Consider the following 19,343-nt stretch of genomic DNA (forward strand, 5'->3'; position numbering starts at 1 on the left):
TGATGTATAACGACGAATTTTACATGGCGCGGGCATTTGAATTGGCGCGACTAGGGCGCTTTACCACGGCACCCAATCCAAATGTTGGTTGCGTCATTGTACGCGACGGCAAGATTGTCGGTGAAGGTTTTCATTTACGTGCCGGTGAAGCACATGCCGAAGTGCATGCATTGCGAATGGCCGGGGAGCTGGCGCAGGGCGCTACGGCTTATGTCACGTTGGAACCTTGTAGCCATCACGGGCGTACCCCGCCTTGTGCTGATGCACTGATCAAGGCGGGGGTGAGCCGCGTCGTAGCTGCAATGCAGGATCCTAATCCTCAGGTTGCCGGCCGAGGGCTGTATAAACTGCAACAATCAGGTATTGAGGTGCGGCATGGCCTGATGCTGGCCGAGGCCGAAGCGGTTAACCTGGGGTTCCTCAAGCGTATGCGTACCGGTTTTCCCTATGTGCAGCTTAAGTTGGGGGCGTCGCTTGATGGGCGCACGGCGATGGCTTCAGGAGAAAGCCAGTGGATTACTTCTCCGCAGGCGCGGCAGGACGTGCAGCGTTTGCGTGCTGAAAGCGCGGCGATTCTTAGCACCAGTGCTACCGTGTTGGCTGATAACCCATCGTTGACCGTACGTTGGGATGAGTTGGATGCTGAAACTCAGCGCATTTACCCACGTGAAAACCTGCGTCAACCTTTGCGCATCATTTTGGACAGTCATAATCGCGTTACTCAGCAGCACAAGGTTATTCAGCAGCCCGGCGCGACTTGGCTGGCGCGTTTGCAGCCTGACGATCAGGCGTGGCCAACGGGCGTTGAACAGATCCCGTTTCCGGCACACGGTGGCGGTATCGATCTGGTCGTCATGATGATGCAACTGGCAAAACGGCAGGTAAATGCCATCTGGGTAGAGGCTGGTGCTCGCTTGGCGGGGGCGTTACTCCAAGCCGGTTTGGTTGATGAGCTTATTTTATATATCGCGCCGAAGTTGCTAGGGGATAATGCGCGCGGGCTTTGCCATTTGCCGGGGTTAGAGCAACTGGTTGATGCGCCCGAGTTTGTGTTTAGCGACGTGCGGCAAATTGGCCCCGATTTGCGCCTGCTGCTGCGGGCGAAACATTGAATGTAACGCCAGCGTGCCGGTTCTCTTTGCGTTTTACAAAACCGCCGCGCAGGCATGCAAAGAATATGATAGAATCCGCCCCCCTGCGGGGTATTGAACCCATTTTTAAGGAAAGCCCATGAAAGTTATCGAAGGTGTTGTTGCTACTCCTAAAGCCCGTGTGGCGATCGCAATTGCACGTTTTAACAATTTCATCAACGACAGCCTGCTGGAAGGTGCGATCGACGCGCTGAAACGTATTGGCCAGGTTGCTGATGACAACATCACCGTTGTCTGGGTACCTGGCGCTTATGAGCTGCCGCTGACTGCTCGCGTGCTGGCCAATAGCGGCAAGTATGATGCAGTTATCGCGCTGGGCACCGTGATCCGTGGGGGCACCGCGCACTTCGAATATGTGGCGGGCGAAGCCAGCTCCGGCTTGGGCAGTGTTTCTCTGAACACTGAAATCCCGGTTGCCTTTGGCGTACTGACCACCGAGAGCATTGAACAAGCGATCGAGCGTGCCGGCACCAAAGCGGGCAACAAAGGCGCAGAAGCTGCTCTGACCGCACTTGAAATGATTAATGTTATCAAAGCTATTAAAGCCTGAATTTAGTTAAGGGGAATTCCGTGAAACCTGCTGCTCGTCGCCGCGCTCGTGAGTGTGCTGTTCAAGCGCTTTACTCTTGGCAGTTGTCAAAAAATGACATTGCCGATGTTGAATTACAGTTCCTGACGGAGCAGGATGTCAAAGATGTCGACATCGCCTATTTTCGCGAGCTTCTGTCCGGTGTGGCAGTGAATGCAGGTACGCTGGATGCGCTCATGGCACCGTTCCTGTCTCGTCAGCTTGAGGAGTTAGGCCAGGTGGAGAAAGCCGTTCTGCGCATTGCCTTGTTTGAGCTGAAAATGCGTGAGGACGTCCCTTATAAAGTGGCGATCAACGAAGCGATCGAACTGGCTAAAACCTTCGGTGCAGAAGATAGCCATAAGTTTGTGAATGGTGTGTTGGATAAAGCAGCACCGGGCATCCGCAAGAAAAGATAAATTTTAAGGCCGGTTTACCGGCCTTAAATTCGTTTATTGGAAGATCAACCATGGCATGCGGCGAATTTGACCTCATTGCCCGCTATTTTGACCGGTTTAAGCGTCTGCGCCGGGACGTACAGTTGGGCATTGGAGATGACTGCGCACTCCTGACAGTGGCAGAAAAACAGCTTTTGGCTGTCAGTACCGACACCCTGGTTTCGGGCATTCACTTCTTGCCGGATATTGATCCGGCCGATCTCGGTTACAAAGCATTAGCGGTAAATCTCAGCGACCTGGCGGCTATGGGCGCCGATCCTGCGTGGCTTTCGCTGGCGTTAACCTTACCCGAGGTTGATGAAGACTGGCTGAAAGCGTTTAGCGATAGCCTGTTTGAACTCCTCAATTATTACGGCATGCAGCTGATTGGCGGTGATACCACTCGCGGCCCGCTTAGTATGACGTTAACCATTAACGGATTGGTGCCAGCCGGGCGTGCATTACGGCGTGATGGTGCGCACGTTGGCGATTGGATTTACGTGACCGGGACGCTGGGTGACAGTGCTGCTGGGTTGGCTATTTTGCAAAACTGCTTAATGGTGACTGATACCGCCGTAAGTGAATATTTAATTGGGCGCCATTTACGGCCGCAACCGCGCGTGTTGCAGGGGCAGGCCCTGCGCGATTTGGCCAGTGCGGCGATCGACATCTCCGATGGTTTGATTTCCGATCTGCAACATCTGTTGAAAGCCAGTGAATGTGGCGCGCGTATCGATTTGGACGAATTGCCGATGTCACAGGCGTTGACTAGCCACACCGACGCCGATCAGGCGTTACGTTGGGCGCTGACCGGCGGGGAGGATTACGAGTTGTGCTTCACCGTGCCGGAAATAAACCGTGGAGCGCTGGAAGTCGCGTTAAGTCACTTGGGTGCAGATTATACCTGTATCGGTCAGATTGGTCCGCTTTCTGAAGGTGTGAAGTTCTTCCGCGAAAACGAAGCGATTGTGCTGCCGTGGACCGGTTTTGATCATTTTGGCGTGAAATAAGGGACAACATGGATGAAGCAAAACGCCGCTTGCGCTTAAGCAATCCGTGGCATTTATTGGCGACCGGTTTTGGTAGTGGATTATCGCCGGTCATGCCGGGTACCGTCGGCTCGTTGGCGGCAATCCCATTCTGGTTGCTCCTGATCCAACTGCCGTGGCAGCTCTATTCGTTGTTAGTGATGTTTAGCATTTGTATCGGCGTTTATTTATGTCATCAGACCGCGAAAGACATGCGTGTGCACGATCATGGCAGTATTGTCTGGGACGAGTTTGTCGGTATGTGGATCACGCTGATGGCGCTGCCGGTTAATGATTGGCGCTGGGTTGCGGGAGGGTTTGTGGTTTTCCGTATTCTGGATATTTGGAAGCCGTGGCCAATTCGCTGGTTTGATCGTAACGTTCATGGCGGCATGGGGATCATGGTGGATGACATCGTGGCCGGGGTGTTTGCTGCCGGTATCATCTATATGATCGGCCATCACTGGCCGATTGGGCTGTTCTGACGATAGTATAACGGGGCTTTTAGCGGCCCCGTTTGTCTATTTGTCTGTGGAGCCGATAAAAGCCTAACCGGGTTATTCCGCTAGCCAGTTTTCGATCTGACGTTGGATACCTGCGGCATCCAGCCCCAGATCGCTTCGGATCTCTTCTTGTCCACCTTGTGGGACAAAATAGTCGGGTAGGCCGATGTTTAATACCGGCACCACACGGCGTTTCGCCATCAGCAATTCGTTAACGCCGCTGCCGGCTCCGCCCATGATGGCATTTTCTTCCAGCGTGACCAGTACTTCGTGGCTAGCAGCCATTTCTAGCACCAGTGCTTCATCCAACGGTTTAACAAAGCGCATATCGATTAAGGTGGCGTTCAACGCTTCAGCGGCTTGTTGCGCTTCTGGTAGCAAGGTGCCGAAGTTCAGGATGGCTACTTTCTGCCCGTTGCGACGCACAACACCTTTACCGATGGGCAACTGTACCAAAGGTTCAAGCACCGCGCCGGTGCCGTTACCACGCGGATAACGTACGGCGCTTGGACCGTCGTTGTAGTGATAAGCCGTGAACAGCATTTGGCGACATTCGTTTTCATCACTTGGCGTCATGATGACCATACTTGGGATGCAGCGTAAGTATGAAAGATCGAATGCGCCCTGATGCGTTTGGCCGTCGGCACCGACGATCCCGCCGCGGTCAATGGCGAACATGACCGGCAGGTTTTGGATCGCCACATCGTGAATCACTTGGTCATAGGCACGTTGCAGGAAAGTGGAGTAGATCGCCACGATGGGTTTATAACCGCCAATCGCCAGACCGGCAGCGAACGTGACGGCATGCTGCTCGGCGATCGCCACATCGAAATATTGCTGTGGATAATCACGCGAGAATTGCACCATGCCGGAGCCTTCACGCATTGCTGGCGTGATGGCCATCAAGGTGCTGTCTTGGGCAGCGGTTTCACACAGCCATTCGCCAAAAATTTTTGAATAAGTTGGCAAGCCTCCGGCACTTTTGGGTAGCGTACCGCTGGCCGGATCGAATTTCGGCACGGCGTGGAAACTGATTGGGTCTTTTTCTGCCGGTGCGTAGCCACGCCCTTTTTTCGTCATGATATGAAGCAGTTGCGGGCCTTTGAGGCCACGCATGTTTCTCAACGTAGCAACCAATCCTTGCACGTCGTGCCCGTCAACTGGGCCAATATAGTTGAAGCCCAACTCTTCAAACAGCGTGCCCGGCACCACCATGCCTTTCAGGTGTTCTTCGGTTCGTTTGACCAGTTCTTTGATAGGCGGCAGGCCAGAAAGCACTTTTTTGCCGCCTTCACGCAGGGTGGAATACAGCTTGCCGGATAACAGCTGTGCCAGATGATTATTGAGTGCACCGACATTTTCTGAAATCGACATTTCATTGTCGTTTAACACCACCAGCATATCGGGATCGATGTCGCCAGCGTGGTTCATGGCCTCAAACGCCATGCCGGCGGTGATTGCGCCATCACCAATTACGCATACCGTACGGCGGCCTTTTCCTTCTCGCTCTGCGGCCACGGCCATGCCTAAGCCTGCGCTAATTGAGGTCGAAGAGTGGCCGACGGACAGCACGTCGTATTCGCTTTCTGCGCGCCAAGGAAACGGATGCAGACCATTTTTTTGACGAATACTGGCGATACGATCCCGTCGTCCGGTCAGAATTTTATGCGGGTAGGCCTGGTGGCCGACATCCCACACCAGATGATCGAACGGCGTGTTGTAGACGTAATGCAATGCCACCGTCAATTCGACGGTACCCAGCCCAGAAGCAAAGTGGCCACTTGAACGGCTCACGCTGTCCAGCAGATATTGCCGTAGCTCATCGCACAGTTTGGGCAGGCTTTCTTTTGGCAATGAGCGGAGTTCCTCAGGGTTTTCCGCCAGCGCCAATGTCGGGTATTTGGCTATATCAAGACTCATTCGATACTCATATCAGAGGTATGCCATCAATTTGCAATAGCCGCTATCGCGTTGCCATTGCCATCAATAGCGATAACGTCACACGTTAATTATCGCGTTCAATAATGAAACTGGCTAATGCCCGTAATGGCGCGGTATTGTAAGATTGTGCGGCTAACGTATCCAGGGCGGCTAAAGCTTCCTGATACAAATCCCAGGCTTTGGCTTTCGCGTTGTCGAGGCCGAGCAACGCCGGATATGTGCTCTTGCCGTGTTGCTGGTCGGCACCCTGGCGTTTTCCTATTTTGGCAGTTTCGCCGATGATGTCGAGAATGTCATCCTGAACCTGAAAAGCCAGACCAATCGCGTCAGCATAACGGTCAAGCTGTGGTAATGCAGCCCTGCCGGGCTCACCCGCAGCCAGCGCGCCTAAGCGAACGGCGGCGCGAATCAACGCACCGGTTTTAAGGCGGTGAATCTGCTCTAACGCTTCCAGATTAATCTGACGTTCCTCGGCCTCCAGATCTAAAGCCTGCCCTCCGCACATGCCTGACACGCCGCTGGCGGTGGCCAGCTCCGATACCATTGCCAGCCGGTCGCGTAATGTTACATCAGGCATGTCGGCATCAGCCAGAATCGAGAACGCCAGTGTTTGCAGTGCATCACCAGCGAGAATGGCATTGGATTCGCCAAATTTAATATGGCAGGTCGGTTGACCACGGCGAAGGTCATCATTGTCCATCGCGGGTAAATCATCGTGAATCAGCGAATAGGCGTGAATACATTCTACGGCGGCGGCGGGGGCATCCAAATTGTTGAGCGATAGACCAAACATTTCGCCGGTAGCGTAAACCAGAAACGGACGCAGGCGTTTACCGCCTAACAGCGCCCCGTGGCGCATGGCTGCGACCATGCCGCCCTCATTGAAAGGCAGCGGCGCAAGGAAACCCATCAACGCATCATCGGCGCGCAGGCGATAACTCTGTAACTGGCTAGTAAAGTCAGACATCAATAATTACTCGGCATCTGGAGTAAAAGGCGCCAATGCGGCATCATCGTCGCTATCACTCAGTAAAATCTGTACGCGCTGTTCTGCTTGCTGCAATTTTTGCTGGCCCTGACGCGCGAGCTGTACGCCGCGTTCGAATTCATTCAGCGCGTCTTCCAGTGGCAACTCCCCGGACTCAAGACGAGTAACGATGCTTTCCAACTCGGTGAGGGCGTGTTCAAAGCTGACGTTTTGCTCTGGACTGTCTGATTGTGCAGGTTTTTTCGGCATAATTTTCTTTTTACATCATCATGTGAACAGTGGGGCCAGAGCCTATCCTAGCGGATCTTGATTAGTAAATCATGGCGCGTGCCTGCGGTTTTGTGCGCAGAGGCCTACCAGATAGTGATATACTCCGCACCGTTTATTTTATCTGACCATAAAGACCGCCATGAAGTTTATCATTAAATTGTTCCCGGAAATCACCATCAAGAGTCAATCTGTGCGCTTGCGCTTTATAAAGATTTTGACCACCAACATCCGCAATGTCTTGAAGCAGTATGATGAAACCTTGGCGGTCGTTCGTCATTGGGACTTCATCGAAGTCCGCGCGAAAGATGAAAATCAACGCCCGGTGATTGCGGATGCGTTGACGCGTATTCCGGGTATTCATCATATCTTAGAGGTAGAAGATCGCGATTATACCGATATTCACCATATTTTTGAGCAAACGCTGGAAACTTATCGCGATCGGTTAGTCGGCAAGACCTTTTGTGTCCGCGTGAAGCGCCGGGGCAAACAGGATTTCAGCTCCCAGGACGTTGAACGTTATGTCGGTGGTGGCCTGAATCAGCATATTGAGAGTGCGCGGGTTAACCTGACTCAGCCGCAGGTGACGGTCAATCTCGAAATTGAAGACGATAAGCTGATGCTGGTCAAGGCGCGTCGTGAGGGCATCGGCGGCTATCCGATCGGTACGCAAGAGGATGTTATGTCTCTGATTTCCGGTGGTTTTGACTCCGGCGTTTCCAGCTATATGCTGATGCGTCGTGGTTGCCGGGTGCATTATTGCTTCTTCAATCTGGGCGGTTCGGCGCACGAAATAGGCGTTAAACAAGTGGCGCATTATTTGTGGAACCGTTTCGGCAGTTCGCACAAAGTACGTTTTGTGGCGATTGATTTCGAGCCGGTGGTCGGTGAGATTTTGGAAAAGGTCGATGATGGCCAAATGGGCGTGGTATTAAAGCGTATGATGGTGCGCGCCGCGTCGCAGGTGGCAGAACGCTACGGTGTGCAGGCATTGGTCACCGGTGAAGCATTGGGCCAGGTCTCCAGCCAGACGTTAACTAACCTGCGTTTAATTGATAATGCCTCCGATACGTTGATTTTGCGTCCGCTGATTTCGCACGATAAAGAGCATATCATTAACGTTGCGCGTCAAATCGGTACCGAGGACTTCGCTAAAACCATGCCGGAATATTGTGGTGTGATTTCTAAAAATCCGACGGTCAAAGCGGTGAAAGAGAAAGTCGAGGAAGAAGAAGGGCATTTCGATTTTGACATCCTTGACCGCGTCGTCCGTGAAGCCAAGAACGTCGATATCCGTACCATCGCCAGTGAGATGCAAGAGCAGGTAACGGAAGTTGAAACCGTGGCGGCATTTGGCGCGGATGAGGTCATTTTGGATATTCGCGCGATTGACGAGCAGGATGACAAGCCGCTACAGCTGGAGCAAGTGCAAGTAACATCATTGCCATTTTATAAATTGAGCAGCCAGTTTGCCGATTTGGATCAGAGCAAAACCTATTTGCTGTACTGTGAGCGTGGCGTAATGAGCCGTTTGCAGGCGTTGTATCTGATTGAGCAGGGTTACAGCAATATCAAAGTTTACCGCCCTTAATTCCCCAGCGTTATTAGTGACTGACGTGCACCCCGGCCACTGAGTTGTATGAGTCGCCGGGGGCACCGTTGCTGTCGCGCTGAGAGGCAATACCGATGGAAAATGTTTGCGGTATTGCCCTCATTAATCGCCGCAATGTTATTGCTTAAGGCGGGTAAGGTGCTATTCAATCGCGGAAATCGTACATTCCCGGAATTAACACCAATTGTGAGGCCACTTCGGCCGCTTTGGCTTTCCCCAGCAGTAAATCGATCAATTTCAGGCTAAACTCCATCGCGGTACCCGGCCCTTGGCTGGTCAGCAACTTTACTCGCGCGTCGTAAGCTACGCGGCGATCCATCCATTTATCCTGTGGGATCTGCTGTTTGAGATCGGGAAATCCGGTCATGTTGCCAATCGGGAATAAATCATGATGTTGCAGTACCAGCGCCGGAGCGGCACAGATGGCTGCGACATATTTGCCCTGTAAATGCATTTGACGAACCTTTTCAACCAGCAGTGGGCTATCACGAAAGCACTCCGCGCCTTTCATGCCACCGGGCAGTACAATGGCATCGAACGGCTCATCGACGATCGCTACCAATGGCGCATCTGCCAGCAATTTCACGCCGCGTGAACAGACGATGGTCAGATCGCCGTCGCTGGCAACGCTGGCGGTGGTGACGCGAATACCCGCTCGTACCAAGAGATCGATAGCGGTGACGGCTTCGGTTTCTTCACTACCAGGCGCGAGGCAAACTAACACCGATACGTTCATAATCACTTTCCTTTCGCTTAATCAAATCGAACAACCGGGCATTTTCCGGTAACACCAGGCCGTGACTGCGCGCCCGGCGCAGTAGGTAACCGGTAATATAGTCGATCTCGGTATGCCGTTGGGCACGAATATCCTGTAACATCGACGAGATGTTATTTTCTGTACTCTCAATGACCTGCATGACGTAAGTCATCACGCTGTCAACGGCGGTATGGTGGCCTTCCCTTTCCATCACGCTGGAAACTTCCCGGCAAATCGTCTCGATTTGTGTCCGATGCTGCCGCAAATCGCCGTTACGGCAATCGTACAATGCGCTTAATGGATTAATGACACAGTTGACCGCCAGTTTTTGCCAGTTAGCCGCAGCAATGTCATTGTGCCAGGCTACATCTGGCAGCGCCTGATGTAGCACCTCCGCCAAATGACTGAGCGGGGTGGCTGCCGGGCTGGTGGGGCCGATATGGGTAATCCCCTTGGCGACATGAATTATCGTATTGCCGTCACGACGTGCGGCGTGGGTGGTTGTGCCTTGCAGTAGCGGCCGATCGGTAGCCGGCAGTTCTTCTTGCGTTCCCATGCCGTTGTGCAACAGCAGAATCGCACAGTGTGGATTGAGCTTGGGGAGCAGCGCACTGACGGCACCAGAAACCTGCCAGGCTTTCAACGTCACCAACAGCAATGCGCTCTGGCTCAGGTGTTCAGGATCGTTAGCGGGTAAGTTCTGGTTGAAAGCCTGACCCTCCGCGTCGATGACGTTGACGGCACAAAATGGTTGCGGAACGCGTAGCCATCCTTGTACATCATGGCCTTGCTGATAAAGCCGCGATAGCCACAGTTGCCCCAGCGCACCGCAACCAAGAATCGTTATTTTCATCCAGCCTCCTTGGAGTAACGGTGGAATTCCCATGACTGATTATAGACTTTCCTGCTGACGGGCATTGGTGCGAGCGTGGCAACGGCATTTTGCCTCAGCCGCTAAAGCGGGTATCATGCTCGCCATCGAAACATCCGCTCAGGCGGGCTTTAATTCAGGAGGAAGAAGTATGCCATCTTTCGACATCGTTTCCGAAATTGATATGCAAGAAGTGCGTAATGCCGTGGACAACGCCACGCGCGATCTCGGCACCCGTTGGGATTTTCGCAATGTGCCAGCCAGCTTTGAGCTTAACGAAAAAAATGAAAGCATCAAGGTTGCCAGCGAGTCTGATTTCCAGGTTAATCAACTGATTGATATTCTGCGTGAAAAGTTAGCAAAACGTGGAATTGAAGGTGCGGCGTTGGAGATTCCAGAAGAAATGGAGCACAGCGGTAAAACCTACAGCGTGAATGCCAAGCTAAAGCAAGGGATCGAAACGTCGCTGGCAAAAAAGATCGTGAAAATGATCAAAGACAGCAAGCTGAAAGTGCAGGCGCAGATCCAAGGTGACGAAGTTCGCGTCACCGGTAAGTCTCGCGACGATTTGCAAAGTGTGATGGCACTGGTTCGCGGTGGCGATTTAGGGCAACCGTTCCAGTTCAAAAATTTCCGCGATTAATCGTCTTGGCGTTGTAAGATCGAGATGATCAGCAGTAAGACAAAGGCCGGATATGCCCGGCCTTAAATTGATAACAACATTCTCTGACAGCCCGCAACTCCCGGACTTGATATAACCAGGGACATTCTAGTGGCTTACGCCGCGCTCTCCCTAATGCCCTATCTACAGTGTGTTGACTAGCGTTTCCAGTTGGCCACGGTTGGTCTGTTTGGTATCTACTTTTACGTAAGCGCTATGTTCTTCGGGAACCACTATTGCTTCTGTCACGCCCGGCTGGGCTTTCAGACGGCTTTCTAGTGCGGAATCCTTCACGGCCAGTTCTGATAGCGTAATGCGTAGGCTGCTGACGTAGGGCGGTTCTTGCATACTGCTGCTGATCACAAACCAGATGGCGGCAATGATCGCGCCGGCGAGGAACACCCCTCCTGCACCATGCAAGCCATAAAGCCAGCCACCTAGACTGCCACCGATCGCTACGCCGATAAATTGGCTGGTGGAGTAAACGCCCATTGCGGTGCCTTTATAACCGGCAGGGGATTCTTTACTGATCAGCGACGGTAGAATCGCTTCCATCACGTTAAACGCCATAAAGAACAGTTGTACGCCCGCAATAATGCCCCACAGATGCTGGCCAGAAAACCATAGCAGGACTTCAGCGCAAAACAGGACGGCGACACAGCCCATGAAGACCTGTTTCATGCGGCGTTTAACTTCGGCATAAATAATAAACGGCACCACAGCCGCAAATGAAACCAACATGGTGACCAGATACACCATCCAGTGTTGACTGGCTACCAAGCCTGCTTTTTCCATCGCCAGCGGTAATGCGACGAAACTCGACATCAGCAGAATATGCAGACACATGATGCCGATATTCAACTTCAGTAGGCGGGGATTGCTCAATACTTTGCTGAAACTGCCGCGTACGATACTTGATTCGCGGTTTAGCACGTGGTGCTCAGCAGACGGCACTATGGCTAGCGTGATGACGATACCTGCCAGTGCCAGTGCGGCAATCATCCAAAAGAGCGCATGCAGGCCGAGTGAGTGGGTAATGATCGGGCCGAGCACCATGGCAATAGCAAAGGTAATACCAAAGCTGATGCCGATAAACGCCATGGCTTTGGTGCGGTTCTGTTCGCGAGTTAAGTCCGACAATAATGCCATCACGGCGGCGGCAATAGCGCCTGAACCTTGCAGTGCGCGCCCGAGAATAATGCCCCAAATGGAATCACTGACGGCGGCGATCACGCTACCCAGCGCGAAAATCAGCAGACCACCGACGATCAGGGGTTTACGGCCGACGCGATCGGAAACCAAACCAAAAGGGATCTGGAAGATGGCTTGCGCCAATCCATATATACCAATGGCAATACCAATCAATGCCTCGCTGGCACCATTAAGCGCCATGCCATAGGTGGTGAGAACCGGTAACACCATAAACATGCCAAGCATGCGCAGTGAAAATACTGTCCCTAGTCCCCAGGTTGCCCGGCGTTCCTGCGGGGTCATTGCGTTATCGTTCATGCAAACATCAAACCTCAATAAAAACCATTCCAGTAGGCGTTGAGGGTGAATGCCTAATGGAATAGTTTCTGTAAGCAGCGTCATTTTAGGATGAAGGGCAGGGGGGGTAAACGTATTGTTGTTTAGCAGATATTACCGTTCCCCCATTTTATCTGATGCAGAGCCGTGTTAGCCCGATTTATGAGGGCTTTACTACGCTGGCCGCGTTGTTACAGAATCACTTGCGTTTTTAGTAGACAAATAAAACAGGCCGCAAAAGCGGCCTGTTTACAGATGATGACACTTACCAAACGTAGGTGAGCAATGCGTCCGGTGTGGCCGTGGCGCTGAAGTCTATTGACATCATTACGCTCAGCGAAGTGATAGCAACAATCGAGAAGACGAACAGCTTACGTGCCCAAATACTGTCATTCTCGGTTTTATAACCGCGCAGAGCCATGCCTAACCACCATACACTGACGGCGGCGGCAACGACGAGATATTTATAACCGGCATAACCACTCAGAGTCAGCATTAACGTGGCAATCATAAACGCCAGAATGTAGACCGTGATGTGATGCTTTGCGACGGAAATACCTTTCACCACTGGCAATACCGGAATGTTGGCTGCCTGGTAATCTTTAAAGCGGAAGATAGCAATCGCATAGGAATGCGGCATCTGCCACAGGCTAAAGATAGCCAGCAGGATCAAGGCACCCGCGTCAAACTCGTTAGTCACGGCGCAATAACCGATAACCGGTGGCGCCGCGCCCGACAAGCTGCCGATCAGCGTGCCATAAACCGAGTGACGCTTCATGTACAGGCTATAAATGCCGACATAAACGACGAAGCCCATCACCGCCAGCCACATGGCTAGCGGGTTGGCAGCGGTGTACAGCAACACGAAACCAGCAATACCCAGCGCGGTAGCGTAAACCAGGGTGGCATTCGGCGCGATCAGGCCTTTTACCAATACCCGATTCTTCGTTCTCTCCATTTTCTTGTCGATGTCACGGTCAATGTAATTGTTAAATACACAGCCCGATGCGACAACCAACGAGACTCCCACCAGGGTGGCGAGAAACAGGGGATAGTCAATGCTTCCTTTGGAAGCCAACAAAAATCCCCCGACGACAGAAATTAAATTGCCGAAAATAATTCCTGGTTTGGTTACTTGCAGGTATTGCTTAATCATCACTTACGGCTCAGCTTTTAATCGACCATCATATTGATGTTGAGGTTGTACATAATCCAGAGTGAACCCACAACAACGATACCGATGATCATAGCGGTGAACAGCAATGCCACCAGGTTCCAGCGCTCTTCCGATGAGGTATTCATGTGCAGGAAGTAAATCAGGTGAACAACAACCTGGATTACCGCCATGCCGACAACAACCGCCAAGATAGTGGAATGAGAGGCGGTGCCGTTCATCACCATCGCAAATGGAATCACCGTCAGAATGACCGACAGAACAAAGCCGATCACATAGGACTTAACGCTGCCGTGGCTAGCGCCGCCGTGAGAGGTTTCATGGGATGAATGACTCATTACATAACCCCCATCAGGTAGACAACGGTAAATACGCAAATCCAGATCACGTCCAGGAAGTGCCAGAACAGGCTCAGACACATCAGACGGGTTTTATTGGTTGAGGTCAGGCCACGCTTGCTGACTTGGATCATCATCACAATAATCCAGATCAGGCCAGTGGTAACGTGCAGACCGTGGGTGCCGACCAGCGCAAAGAAGCTGGAGAGGAATGCACTGCGATCCGGGCCAAAACCTTCAGCGATCAGGTGATGGAATTCATAGATTTCCATTGCCACGAAGCCGAGGCCGAACAGGAAGGTCAAGAACAGCCAAGTATTAACGCTGCCGACTTTCCCTTTGTTCATGCCGATCATCGCCATACCGTAGGTGATGGAGCTGAACAATAGCAGGAACGTTTCAACCAAAACAAACTTCAGATCGAAGATGTCTTTACCAGAGGGACCGCCAGCGGTCCCGTTCACCAGAACTGCATAGGTCGCGAACAAGGTCGCAAACAAAATACAGTCGCTCATCAGGTAGACCCAGAATCCGAAGACTTTGGTTTCTCCTGCATCGTGGTGCCCATGCTCGGCATGGGCTGCGTTATGGTTAGTCAGAGTATCAGTTGACATGTTTCACGCCTGCTTTGCTGATTTGTTCATAGTGTTGATTTTCAATGCGTTCGATTTCATCGACCTGCACATAGTAATCAACATCTTGATCGAAGCTCTTGGCAATCCAGACAACGATCATACCGATGAAGCCGGCCAACGCCATCCACCAGATTTCCCAGATCATCGCGAAACCGAATACCAGGCTGAAGAAAGCGATAATCACGCCAGCACCGGTGTTCTTAGGCATATGAATCGGTTCGTACTTCGCCGGTTTCTTATACGCTTCGCCTTTTTCTTTCATGTCCCAGAATTCGTCACGATCGTGAATCTGTGGCACAACGGCAAAGTTATAGAACGGCGGCGGCGAGGAGGTTGACCACTCCAGCGTACGGGCACCCCATGGGTCACCGGTCAGATCGCGGTTTTGTTCGCGGTCACGAACGCTAACGAAGATCTGAATCAACTGGCACAGAATACCGCAGGCAATCAGCGCGGCACCGCAAGCTGCAACCACCAGAAGTGGGTGGAACTCAGGGTTGATATTCTGGCTGAGACGACGTGTCATCCCCATAAAGCCCAGTGCGTACAGCGGCATGAAGGCCACGAAGAAGCCGATGATCCAGAACCAAAACGCACGGATACCCCATTTTTCATTCAACGTGAAGCCGAAAGATTTAGGGAACCAGTAGGTCAGGCCAGCGAAGCAACCGAACACCACACCACCGATAATGACGTTATGGAAGTGGGCAATCAGGAACAGGCTGTTATGCAGCACGAAGTTCGCCCCCGGAACAGCAAGCAGAACACCGGTCATACCACCTACAGAGAAGGTGATGATGAAGCCGATGGTCCACAGCATCGCGGAGTTGAGCTGAATACGGCCCTGATACATGGTGAACAGCCAGTTGAAGATTTTCACCCCGGTTGGGATGGAAATGATCATGGTGGCAATACCGAAGAAGGCGTTAACGTTCGCGCCGGAACCCATCGTAAAGAAGTGGTGCAGCCAGACGATGAACGACAGAACGGTAATCGCGATGGTTGCCCATACCAGTGAGGTATAGCCGAACAGACGTTTCTTCGAGAAGGTGGCGGTGACTTCGGAGAACACCCCGAACACCGGCAGAACCAAGATGTACACTTCTGGGTGACCCCAGGCCCAAATCAGGTTGATGTACATCATCATGTTGCCGCCCATATCATTGGTGAAGAAATGGGTGCCCAGATAGCGATCCAGGGTCAACAACGCGATGGTGACGGTCAGAATTGGGAATGAAACGATAATCAGTACGTTAGTACACAGTGCTGCCCATGTGAACACCGGCATCTTCATCAATGGCATGCCAGGGGCACGCATTTTCAGAATGGTGGCGAAGAAGTTCACACCGGTCAATAGAGTACCCAGACCGGAAATCTGTAGACTCCAGATCCAGTAATCGACCCCGACACCAGGGTTGTACTCCTTACCTGATAGCGGCGGATAGGCCAGCCAACCGGTTTGTGCGAACTCGCCCACCCCCAGAGAGATGTTGATCAGCACAACACCCACCACAAAGAACCAGAAGCTCAGGGAGTTCAGGAACGGGAAGGCAACGTCACGCGCACCGATTTGCAATGGCACCACGATGTTCATCAAGCCGACCACGAAAGGCATTGCCATGAAGAAGATCATGATGACGCCGTGGGCGGTAAAGATTTGGTCGTAGTGGTGCGGCGGCAGGAACCCTGCCTCACCGGCGGAGGCAAGCGCCTGTTGGCTACGCATCATGATGGCGTCGGCAAAGCCGCGCAGCAACATGACCATCGCCACAATGATGTACATGATACCAATTTTTTTATGGTCAACGGAGGTCAGCCATTCACCCCACAACCATTTCCATTTGCCGAGATAGGTTATCAGCGCCAGCAGAGCCAGGCCTCCAACAAGAATAGCGGCAACGGTGACCATGACGATCGGTTCGTGGTAAGGAACCGCATCAATCGTTAATTTTCCCAACATCAGATTATTCCTCGGCTCCGGCGTGAGCATGTTCACCCATGTCCATACCCTGGCTCATGTCCATACCTTCGTGCGCGGCTGTTTCTGCGCCTTTGTGCATGTGCATATCACCCATGAATTTGCCAATGGTTTCTTTAAACAAATTCGGTTTGACACTGGAGAAGTACTCAACCGGGTTGTTTTCACTCGGTTTTGCCAGTTTGTTAAAGTCGTCGGTGGTATTAAGGTTCTTGGAAGATTCCTTCACCTTGGCAACCCACTGATCGAAGTCGCCTTCGGTAGGGGTAACAATGGCGGTAAACTTCATGCCAGAGAAGCCTGCTCCGCTGTAACTGCTGGAAATACCTTTGTATTGTCCTGCTTCGTTACCGATCAGGTGCAGTTTAGTCTGCATGCCGGCCATTGCATAAATCTGCCCACCTAACTGAGGAATAAAGAACGAGTTCATTACCGAGTTAGAGGTGATCTTGAATTCGACTGGAACATCTTTCGGGAAGGCCAGCTCATTAACCGTCGCAATACCCTGTTCCGGATAGATGAACAACCATTTCCAGTCTAACGACATCACTTCAATGGTCATTGGCTTCTTGTCGGTGACAATCGGCTTAAATGGATCCAATTCGTGGGTTGTTTTCCAGGTAATGGTGCCAAGGATGGCGATGATGATGATGGGAATGGTCCAGACGACCGCTTCGATTTTATTGGAGTGTGACCAATTTGGACTGTACTTAGCGTCTTTGTTGGAAGCACGATACTTCCAGGCAAAGGCGAAAGCCATAATGATTACTGGTATCACCACGATCAGCATTAATGCGATTGCGGTGAGTATCAGTGTCCGTTGCTCAACACCAATTGCTCCTTTGGGATTCATCAAAGCCATATCGCACCCACTGAGCATTACAGTGGATGCAATTAATGACAACATCCCAATACTTTTATTGTATTTCTTAAGTCTCATCTAACGACCCCAATTACAAAGGCTCTATTGTCGTTTCATGTGTGCGGGCATTTTACGGGAAGGTTGCAGTACTGTAAACATACTTAGGGATGTGTCAGCGCCTTGTTGACACTTTCTGTTAAGGGGGTCACAGATGTAACGCTGCGTGACAATTTACTAATGGCAACAATGCGTTGGCGAGCTGAATCGTGCCGAGTTTCGCCTATGTTAAGGAAAAATAACGGTATGCTGTTTTTAATGCAGAGGGCGACTTTATTTAATTGTTGGTAAAGGTTTATTTAATGTAAAATAAATGTGTATCAAAGGTGAATTTAATTTTATTTCTGAGTGCTTTTATCGGATATAAAAATAATTTGAGTGGCAATTATATTTTCACAAAGAAATAAATTCATTCACATGATGCATTTTTGTCGGCCGACATTGGTGTCGGCCGAATGGATTAAGCCAGTTGGGTGCGCCGCAGCGCCAGATAATCCAGCAAGCTCCCCATGACGATGCCTACCAGACTCAGGGTCGCGCCGAGTTGCAGCAGATTGTCAGCCAACTGAGGTAAATGGCTCCAGCCCAAGGCATTGGTGATTAATAGCAGTAACCAAATACCTAACAGGGCGCAGCCAAAGGTCAGCAGACGCAGTGCCCAGCGGTAGACCTGCCGGAATTCTGTACGTGGCATGAAGTCATTGGTCTTTTGGGTGTACTCCAGCGTTTGGCGACAGACGGCCAGCAATATCAATCCCGGCAGGGCAGCGGCGATGGAGAACAGATAGAACAATGGCCAGCCATGTGCTTCAACAAACCAACCGGCAATGGGCCCAACGTAGACGCGACCCACGGCCGATAATGCTGACAGCAACGCAAATTGTGTGGCAGAAAACGATTTGTTGCACAATGTCATGAGTAACGCGACGAATGCTGCCGTTCCCATGCCACCGCATAGGTTTTCCAAGAAGATGGCACTGCCCATGGTCAGGAGATTCTTGTCGGTAACGGCTAGGATCCAGTAGCCCAAATTTGACACCGCTTGCAAGATGCCGAACAACATCAATGCGCGGAACAGAGTCAAACGTTGCATCATTACACCGCCTAATAAGGCGCCGACAATGGTGGCGAATAAACCGAGCGTTTTGTTGACCAGCCCTACTTCCCCAGCGTCAAAGCCTACGCCACGAATCAGGAAGGTGGTGCTGAGGCTGCCAGCGAAAGCGTCACCCATCTTATACATCACAATCAACAGCAGGATTAACCAAGCGTTGTTACGGGCAAAGAAATCACGTAATGGTGCGACAACTGCCTGTTCCATGGTCCGTGGCGCAGGGATATTGTTGTCTGGCTCGGGCGCCCACAGGGTAGCAGCCACGCCGATCAACATCAGGCCAGCCATCAGCCAATAGGTTGATTGCCAGCCGAAGTAACGATCGGCGAGCCACAACGCCAGCCCGCCGGAGACCAACATCGCCAGCCGATAACCGAGAACCGAGATTGCTGCCCCGGTACCGCGTTCTTCGGCTGCCAGTAGGTCCGTTTTATAGGCATCAAAAACGATATCCTGAGACGCCGAGCAAAAGGCCACCAGTACCGCTAATGCGGCCAACCACCACAAATGTTGTGCTGGATTCATAAAGCCCATCGCCACTATCGCGATCACGAGTAGCAACTGGCTGATTAATAGCCAGCCGCGCCGCCGGCCAAGAAATGGCGGCGTATAACGATCCATAAAGGGAGACCAGAGGAATTTGAAGACATAAGCCTGACCGACCAGAGAAAAAATACCAATGGTTTTCAGATCGATGTTTTCAACGGTCATCCAAGCTTGCAGTGTGCCTGAAGTGAGTGCCAGTGGCAGACCGGATGCAAAACCCAGCAACAGCAAAATGACAGAATTACGCTGGGTAAAGATATTAACGTACTGTTTCGACATGATGTCCTTGTCTGTGCTGCCAGATTCAGGTTGCCCCAGCAGCACTGGG

The 19,343-nt window shown here is 51.9% G+C and carries 19 protein-coding genes; 7 read left to right on the plus strand and 12 right to left on the minus strand.

The genetic code is table 11. From position 1 onward, the window contains the following. Positions 1–2: 2 nt before the first annotated feature. The 5 genes from ribD (at position 3) to pgpA (ending at position 3,669) form a co-directional block, all read left to right on the plus strand. Positions 3–1,112 (plus strand): bifunctional diaminohydroxyphosphoribosylaminopyrimidine deaminase/5-amino-6-(5-phosphoribosylamino)uracil reductase RibD, encoded by a 1,110-nt coding sequence (ribD, locus tag ACQKDS_RS16250; RefSeq protein WP_399671949.1) that lies wholly within the window; start codon positions 3–5, stop codon positions 1,110–1,112. A gap of 118 nt (positions 1,113–1,230) precedes the next feature. Beyond that, positions 1,231–1,701 carry a 6,7-dimethyl-8-ribityllumazine synthase gene (gene ribH / locus ACQKDS_RS16255; protein WP_399671951.1) on the plus strand — a complete coding sequence of 157 codons (471 nt, stop codon included), beginning with the start codon at positions 1,231–1,233 and terminating at the stop codon, positions 1,699–1,701. Between the two features lie 20 nt (positions 1,702–1,721). Next, complete coding sequence (gene nusB, locus ACQKDS_RS16260; protein ID WP_399671953.1) at positions 1,722–2,138, plus strand: transcription antitermination factor NusB; 417 nt, start codon at positions 1,722–1,724, stop codon at positions 2,136–2,138. Between the two features lie 50 nt (positions 2,139–2,188). Beyond that, on the plus strand, positions 2,189–3,166 hold the full coding sequence (gene thiL / locus ACQKDS_RS16265) for a thiamine-phosphate kinase (RefSeq protein ID WP_399671955.1): 978 nt from the start codon (positions 2,189–2,191) through the stop codon (positions 3,164–3,166). A gap of 8 nt (positions 3,167–3,174) precedes the next feature. Next, positions 3,175–3,669: a phosphatidylglycerophosphatase A gene (gene pgpA, locus ACQKDS_RS16270; RefSeq protein ID WP_399671957.1), complete on the plus strand. Its 495-nt coding sequence runs from the start codon at positions 3,175–3,177 to the stop codon at positions 3,667–3,669. Between the two features lie 72 nt (positions 3,670–3,741). Here pgpA and dxs read toward each other — a convergent pair whose 3' ends face one another. The 3 genes from dxs to xseB all read right to left on the minus strand — a co-directional run bounded on the left by dxs (position 3,742) and on the right by xseB (position 6,865). Continuing rightward, complete coding sequence (gene dxs / locus ACQKDS_RS16275; RefSeq protein ID WP_399671959.1) at positions 3,742–5,607, minus strand: 1-deoxy-D-xylulose-5-phosphate synthase; 1,866 nt, start codon at positions 5,605–5,607, stop codon at positions 3,742–3,744. Between the two features lie 85 nt (positions 5,608–5,692). Continuing rightward, on the minus strand, positions 5,693–6,595 hold the full coding sequence (gene ispA, locus ACQKDS_RS16280; RefSeq protein WP_399671961.1) for a (2E,6E)-farnesyl diphosphate synthase: 903 nt from the start codon (positions 6,593–6,595) through the stop codon (positions 5,693–5,695). A gap of 6 nt (positions 6,596–6,601) precedes the next feature. Further along, on the minus strand, positions 6,602–6,865 hold the full coding sequence (gene xseB, locus ACQKDS_RS16285) for an exodeoxyribonuclease VII small subunit (protein WP_399671963.1): 264 nt from the start codon (positions 6,863–6,865) through the stop codon (positions 6,602–6,604). Between the two features lie 160 nt (positions 6,866–7,025). On the opposite strand from xseB, the gene thiI reads away from it, so the two are divergent. Then, positions 7,026–8,474: a tRNA uracil 4-sulfurtransferase ThiI gene (gene thiI / locus ACQKDS_RS16290; protein ID WP_399671965.1), complete on the plus strand. Its 1,449-nt coding sequence runs from the start codon at positions 7,026–7,028 to the stop codon at positions 8,472–8,474. Between the two features lie 166 nt (positions 8,475–8,640). Here thiI and yajL read toward each other — a convergent pair whose 3' ends face one another. After that, entirely contained in the window at positions 8,641–9,231 is a 591-nt protein-coding gene (gene yajL, locus ACQKDS_RS16295; RefSeq protein ID WP_399671967.1) for a protein deglycase YajL, read from the minus strand. Continuing rightward, positions 9,194–10,105, minus strand: a complete 912-nt coding sequence (gene panE, locus ACQKDS_RS16300) for a 2-dehydropantoate 2-reductase (protein WP_399671969.1) — start codon at positions 10,103–10,105, stop codon at positions 9,194–9,196. Before panE ends, yajL begins: the two co-directional genes overlap by 38 nt. A 169-nt stretch (positions 10,106–10,274) precedes the next feature. Here panE and ACQKDS_RS16305 point away from each other — a divergent pair, with 169 nt between their 5' ends. Next, entirely contained in the window at positions 10,275–10,766 is a 492-nt protein-coding gene (locus tag ACQKDS_RS16305) for a YajQ family cyclic di-GMP-binding protein (RefSeq protein ID WP_399671971.1), read from the plus strand. Between the two features lie 162 nt (positions 10,767–10,928). Here the strand turns inward: ACQKDS_RS16305 and ACQKDS_RS16310 are convergent, their stop codons facing one another. From ACQKDS_RS16310 to ampG, 7 genes are all read right to left on the minus strand, one after another. Then, positions 10,929–12,293: an MFS transporter gene (locus ACQKDS_RS16310; protein WP_399671973.1), complete on the minus strand. Its 1,365-nt coding sequence runs from the start codon at positions 12,291–12,293 to the stop codon at positions 10,929–10,931. 283 nt (positions 12,294–12,576) lie between these two features. Beyond that, entirely contained in the window at positions 12,577–13,467 is an 891-nt protein-coding gene (cyoE, locus tag ACQKDS_RS16315; protein ID WP_399671975.1) for a heme o synthase, read from the minus strand. A gap of 17 nt (positions 13,468–13,484) precedes the next feature. After that, positions 13,485–13,823: a cytochrome o ubiquinol oxidase subunit IV gene (locus ACQKDS_RS16320; protein WP_399671977.1), complete on the minus strand. Its 339-nt coding sequence runs from the start codon at positions 13,821–13,823 to the stop codon at positions 13,485–13,487. Continuing rightward, the gene (locus tag ACQKDS_RS16325; RefSeq protein WP_399671979.1) at positions 13,823–14,437 is read right to left on the minus strand and encodes a cytochrome o ubiquinol oxidase subunit III; all 615 of its coding nucleotides are present in this window, start codon (positions 14,435–14,437) and stop codon (positions 13,823–13,825) included. Before ACQKDS_RS16325 ends, ACQKDS_RS16320 begins: the two co-directional genes overlap by 1 nt. Next, on the minus strand, positions 14,427–16,418 hold the full coding sequence (gene cyoB / locus ACQKDS_RS16330; RefSeq protein WP_399671981.1) for a cytochrome o ubiquinol oxidase subunit I: 1,992 nt from the start codon (positions 16,416–16,418) through the stop codon (positions 14,427–14,429). The genes ACQKDS_RS16325 and cyoB overlap by 11 nt, the downstream gene beginning before the upstream one ends. Before the next feature lie 4 nt (positions 16,419–16,422). After that, complete coding sequence (cyoA, locus tag ACQKDS_RS16335) at positions 16,423–17,376, minus strand: cytochrome o ubiquinol oxidase subunit II (protein WP_399671983.1); 954 nt, start codon at positions 17,374–17,376, stop codon at positions 16,423–16,425. 439 nt (positions 17,377–17,815) lie between these two features. Next, positions 17,816–19,294 (minus strand): muropeptide MFS transporter AmpG, encoded by a 1,479-nt coding sequence (gene ampG, locus ACQKDS_RS16340; protein ID WP_399671985.1) that lies wholly within the window; start codon positions 19,292–19,294, stop codon positions 17,816–17,818. Positions 19,295–19,343 lie beyond the last annotated feature (49 nt).

The sequence above is a fragment of the Serratia sp. NPDC078593 genome (assembly GCF_050268245.1).
Taxonomy (GTDB): Bacteria; Pseudomonadota; Gammaproteobacteria; order Enterobacterales; family Enterobacteriaceae; genus JBNNGK01.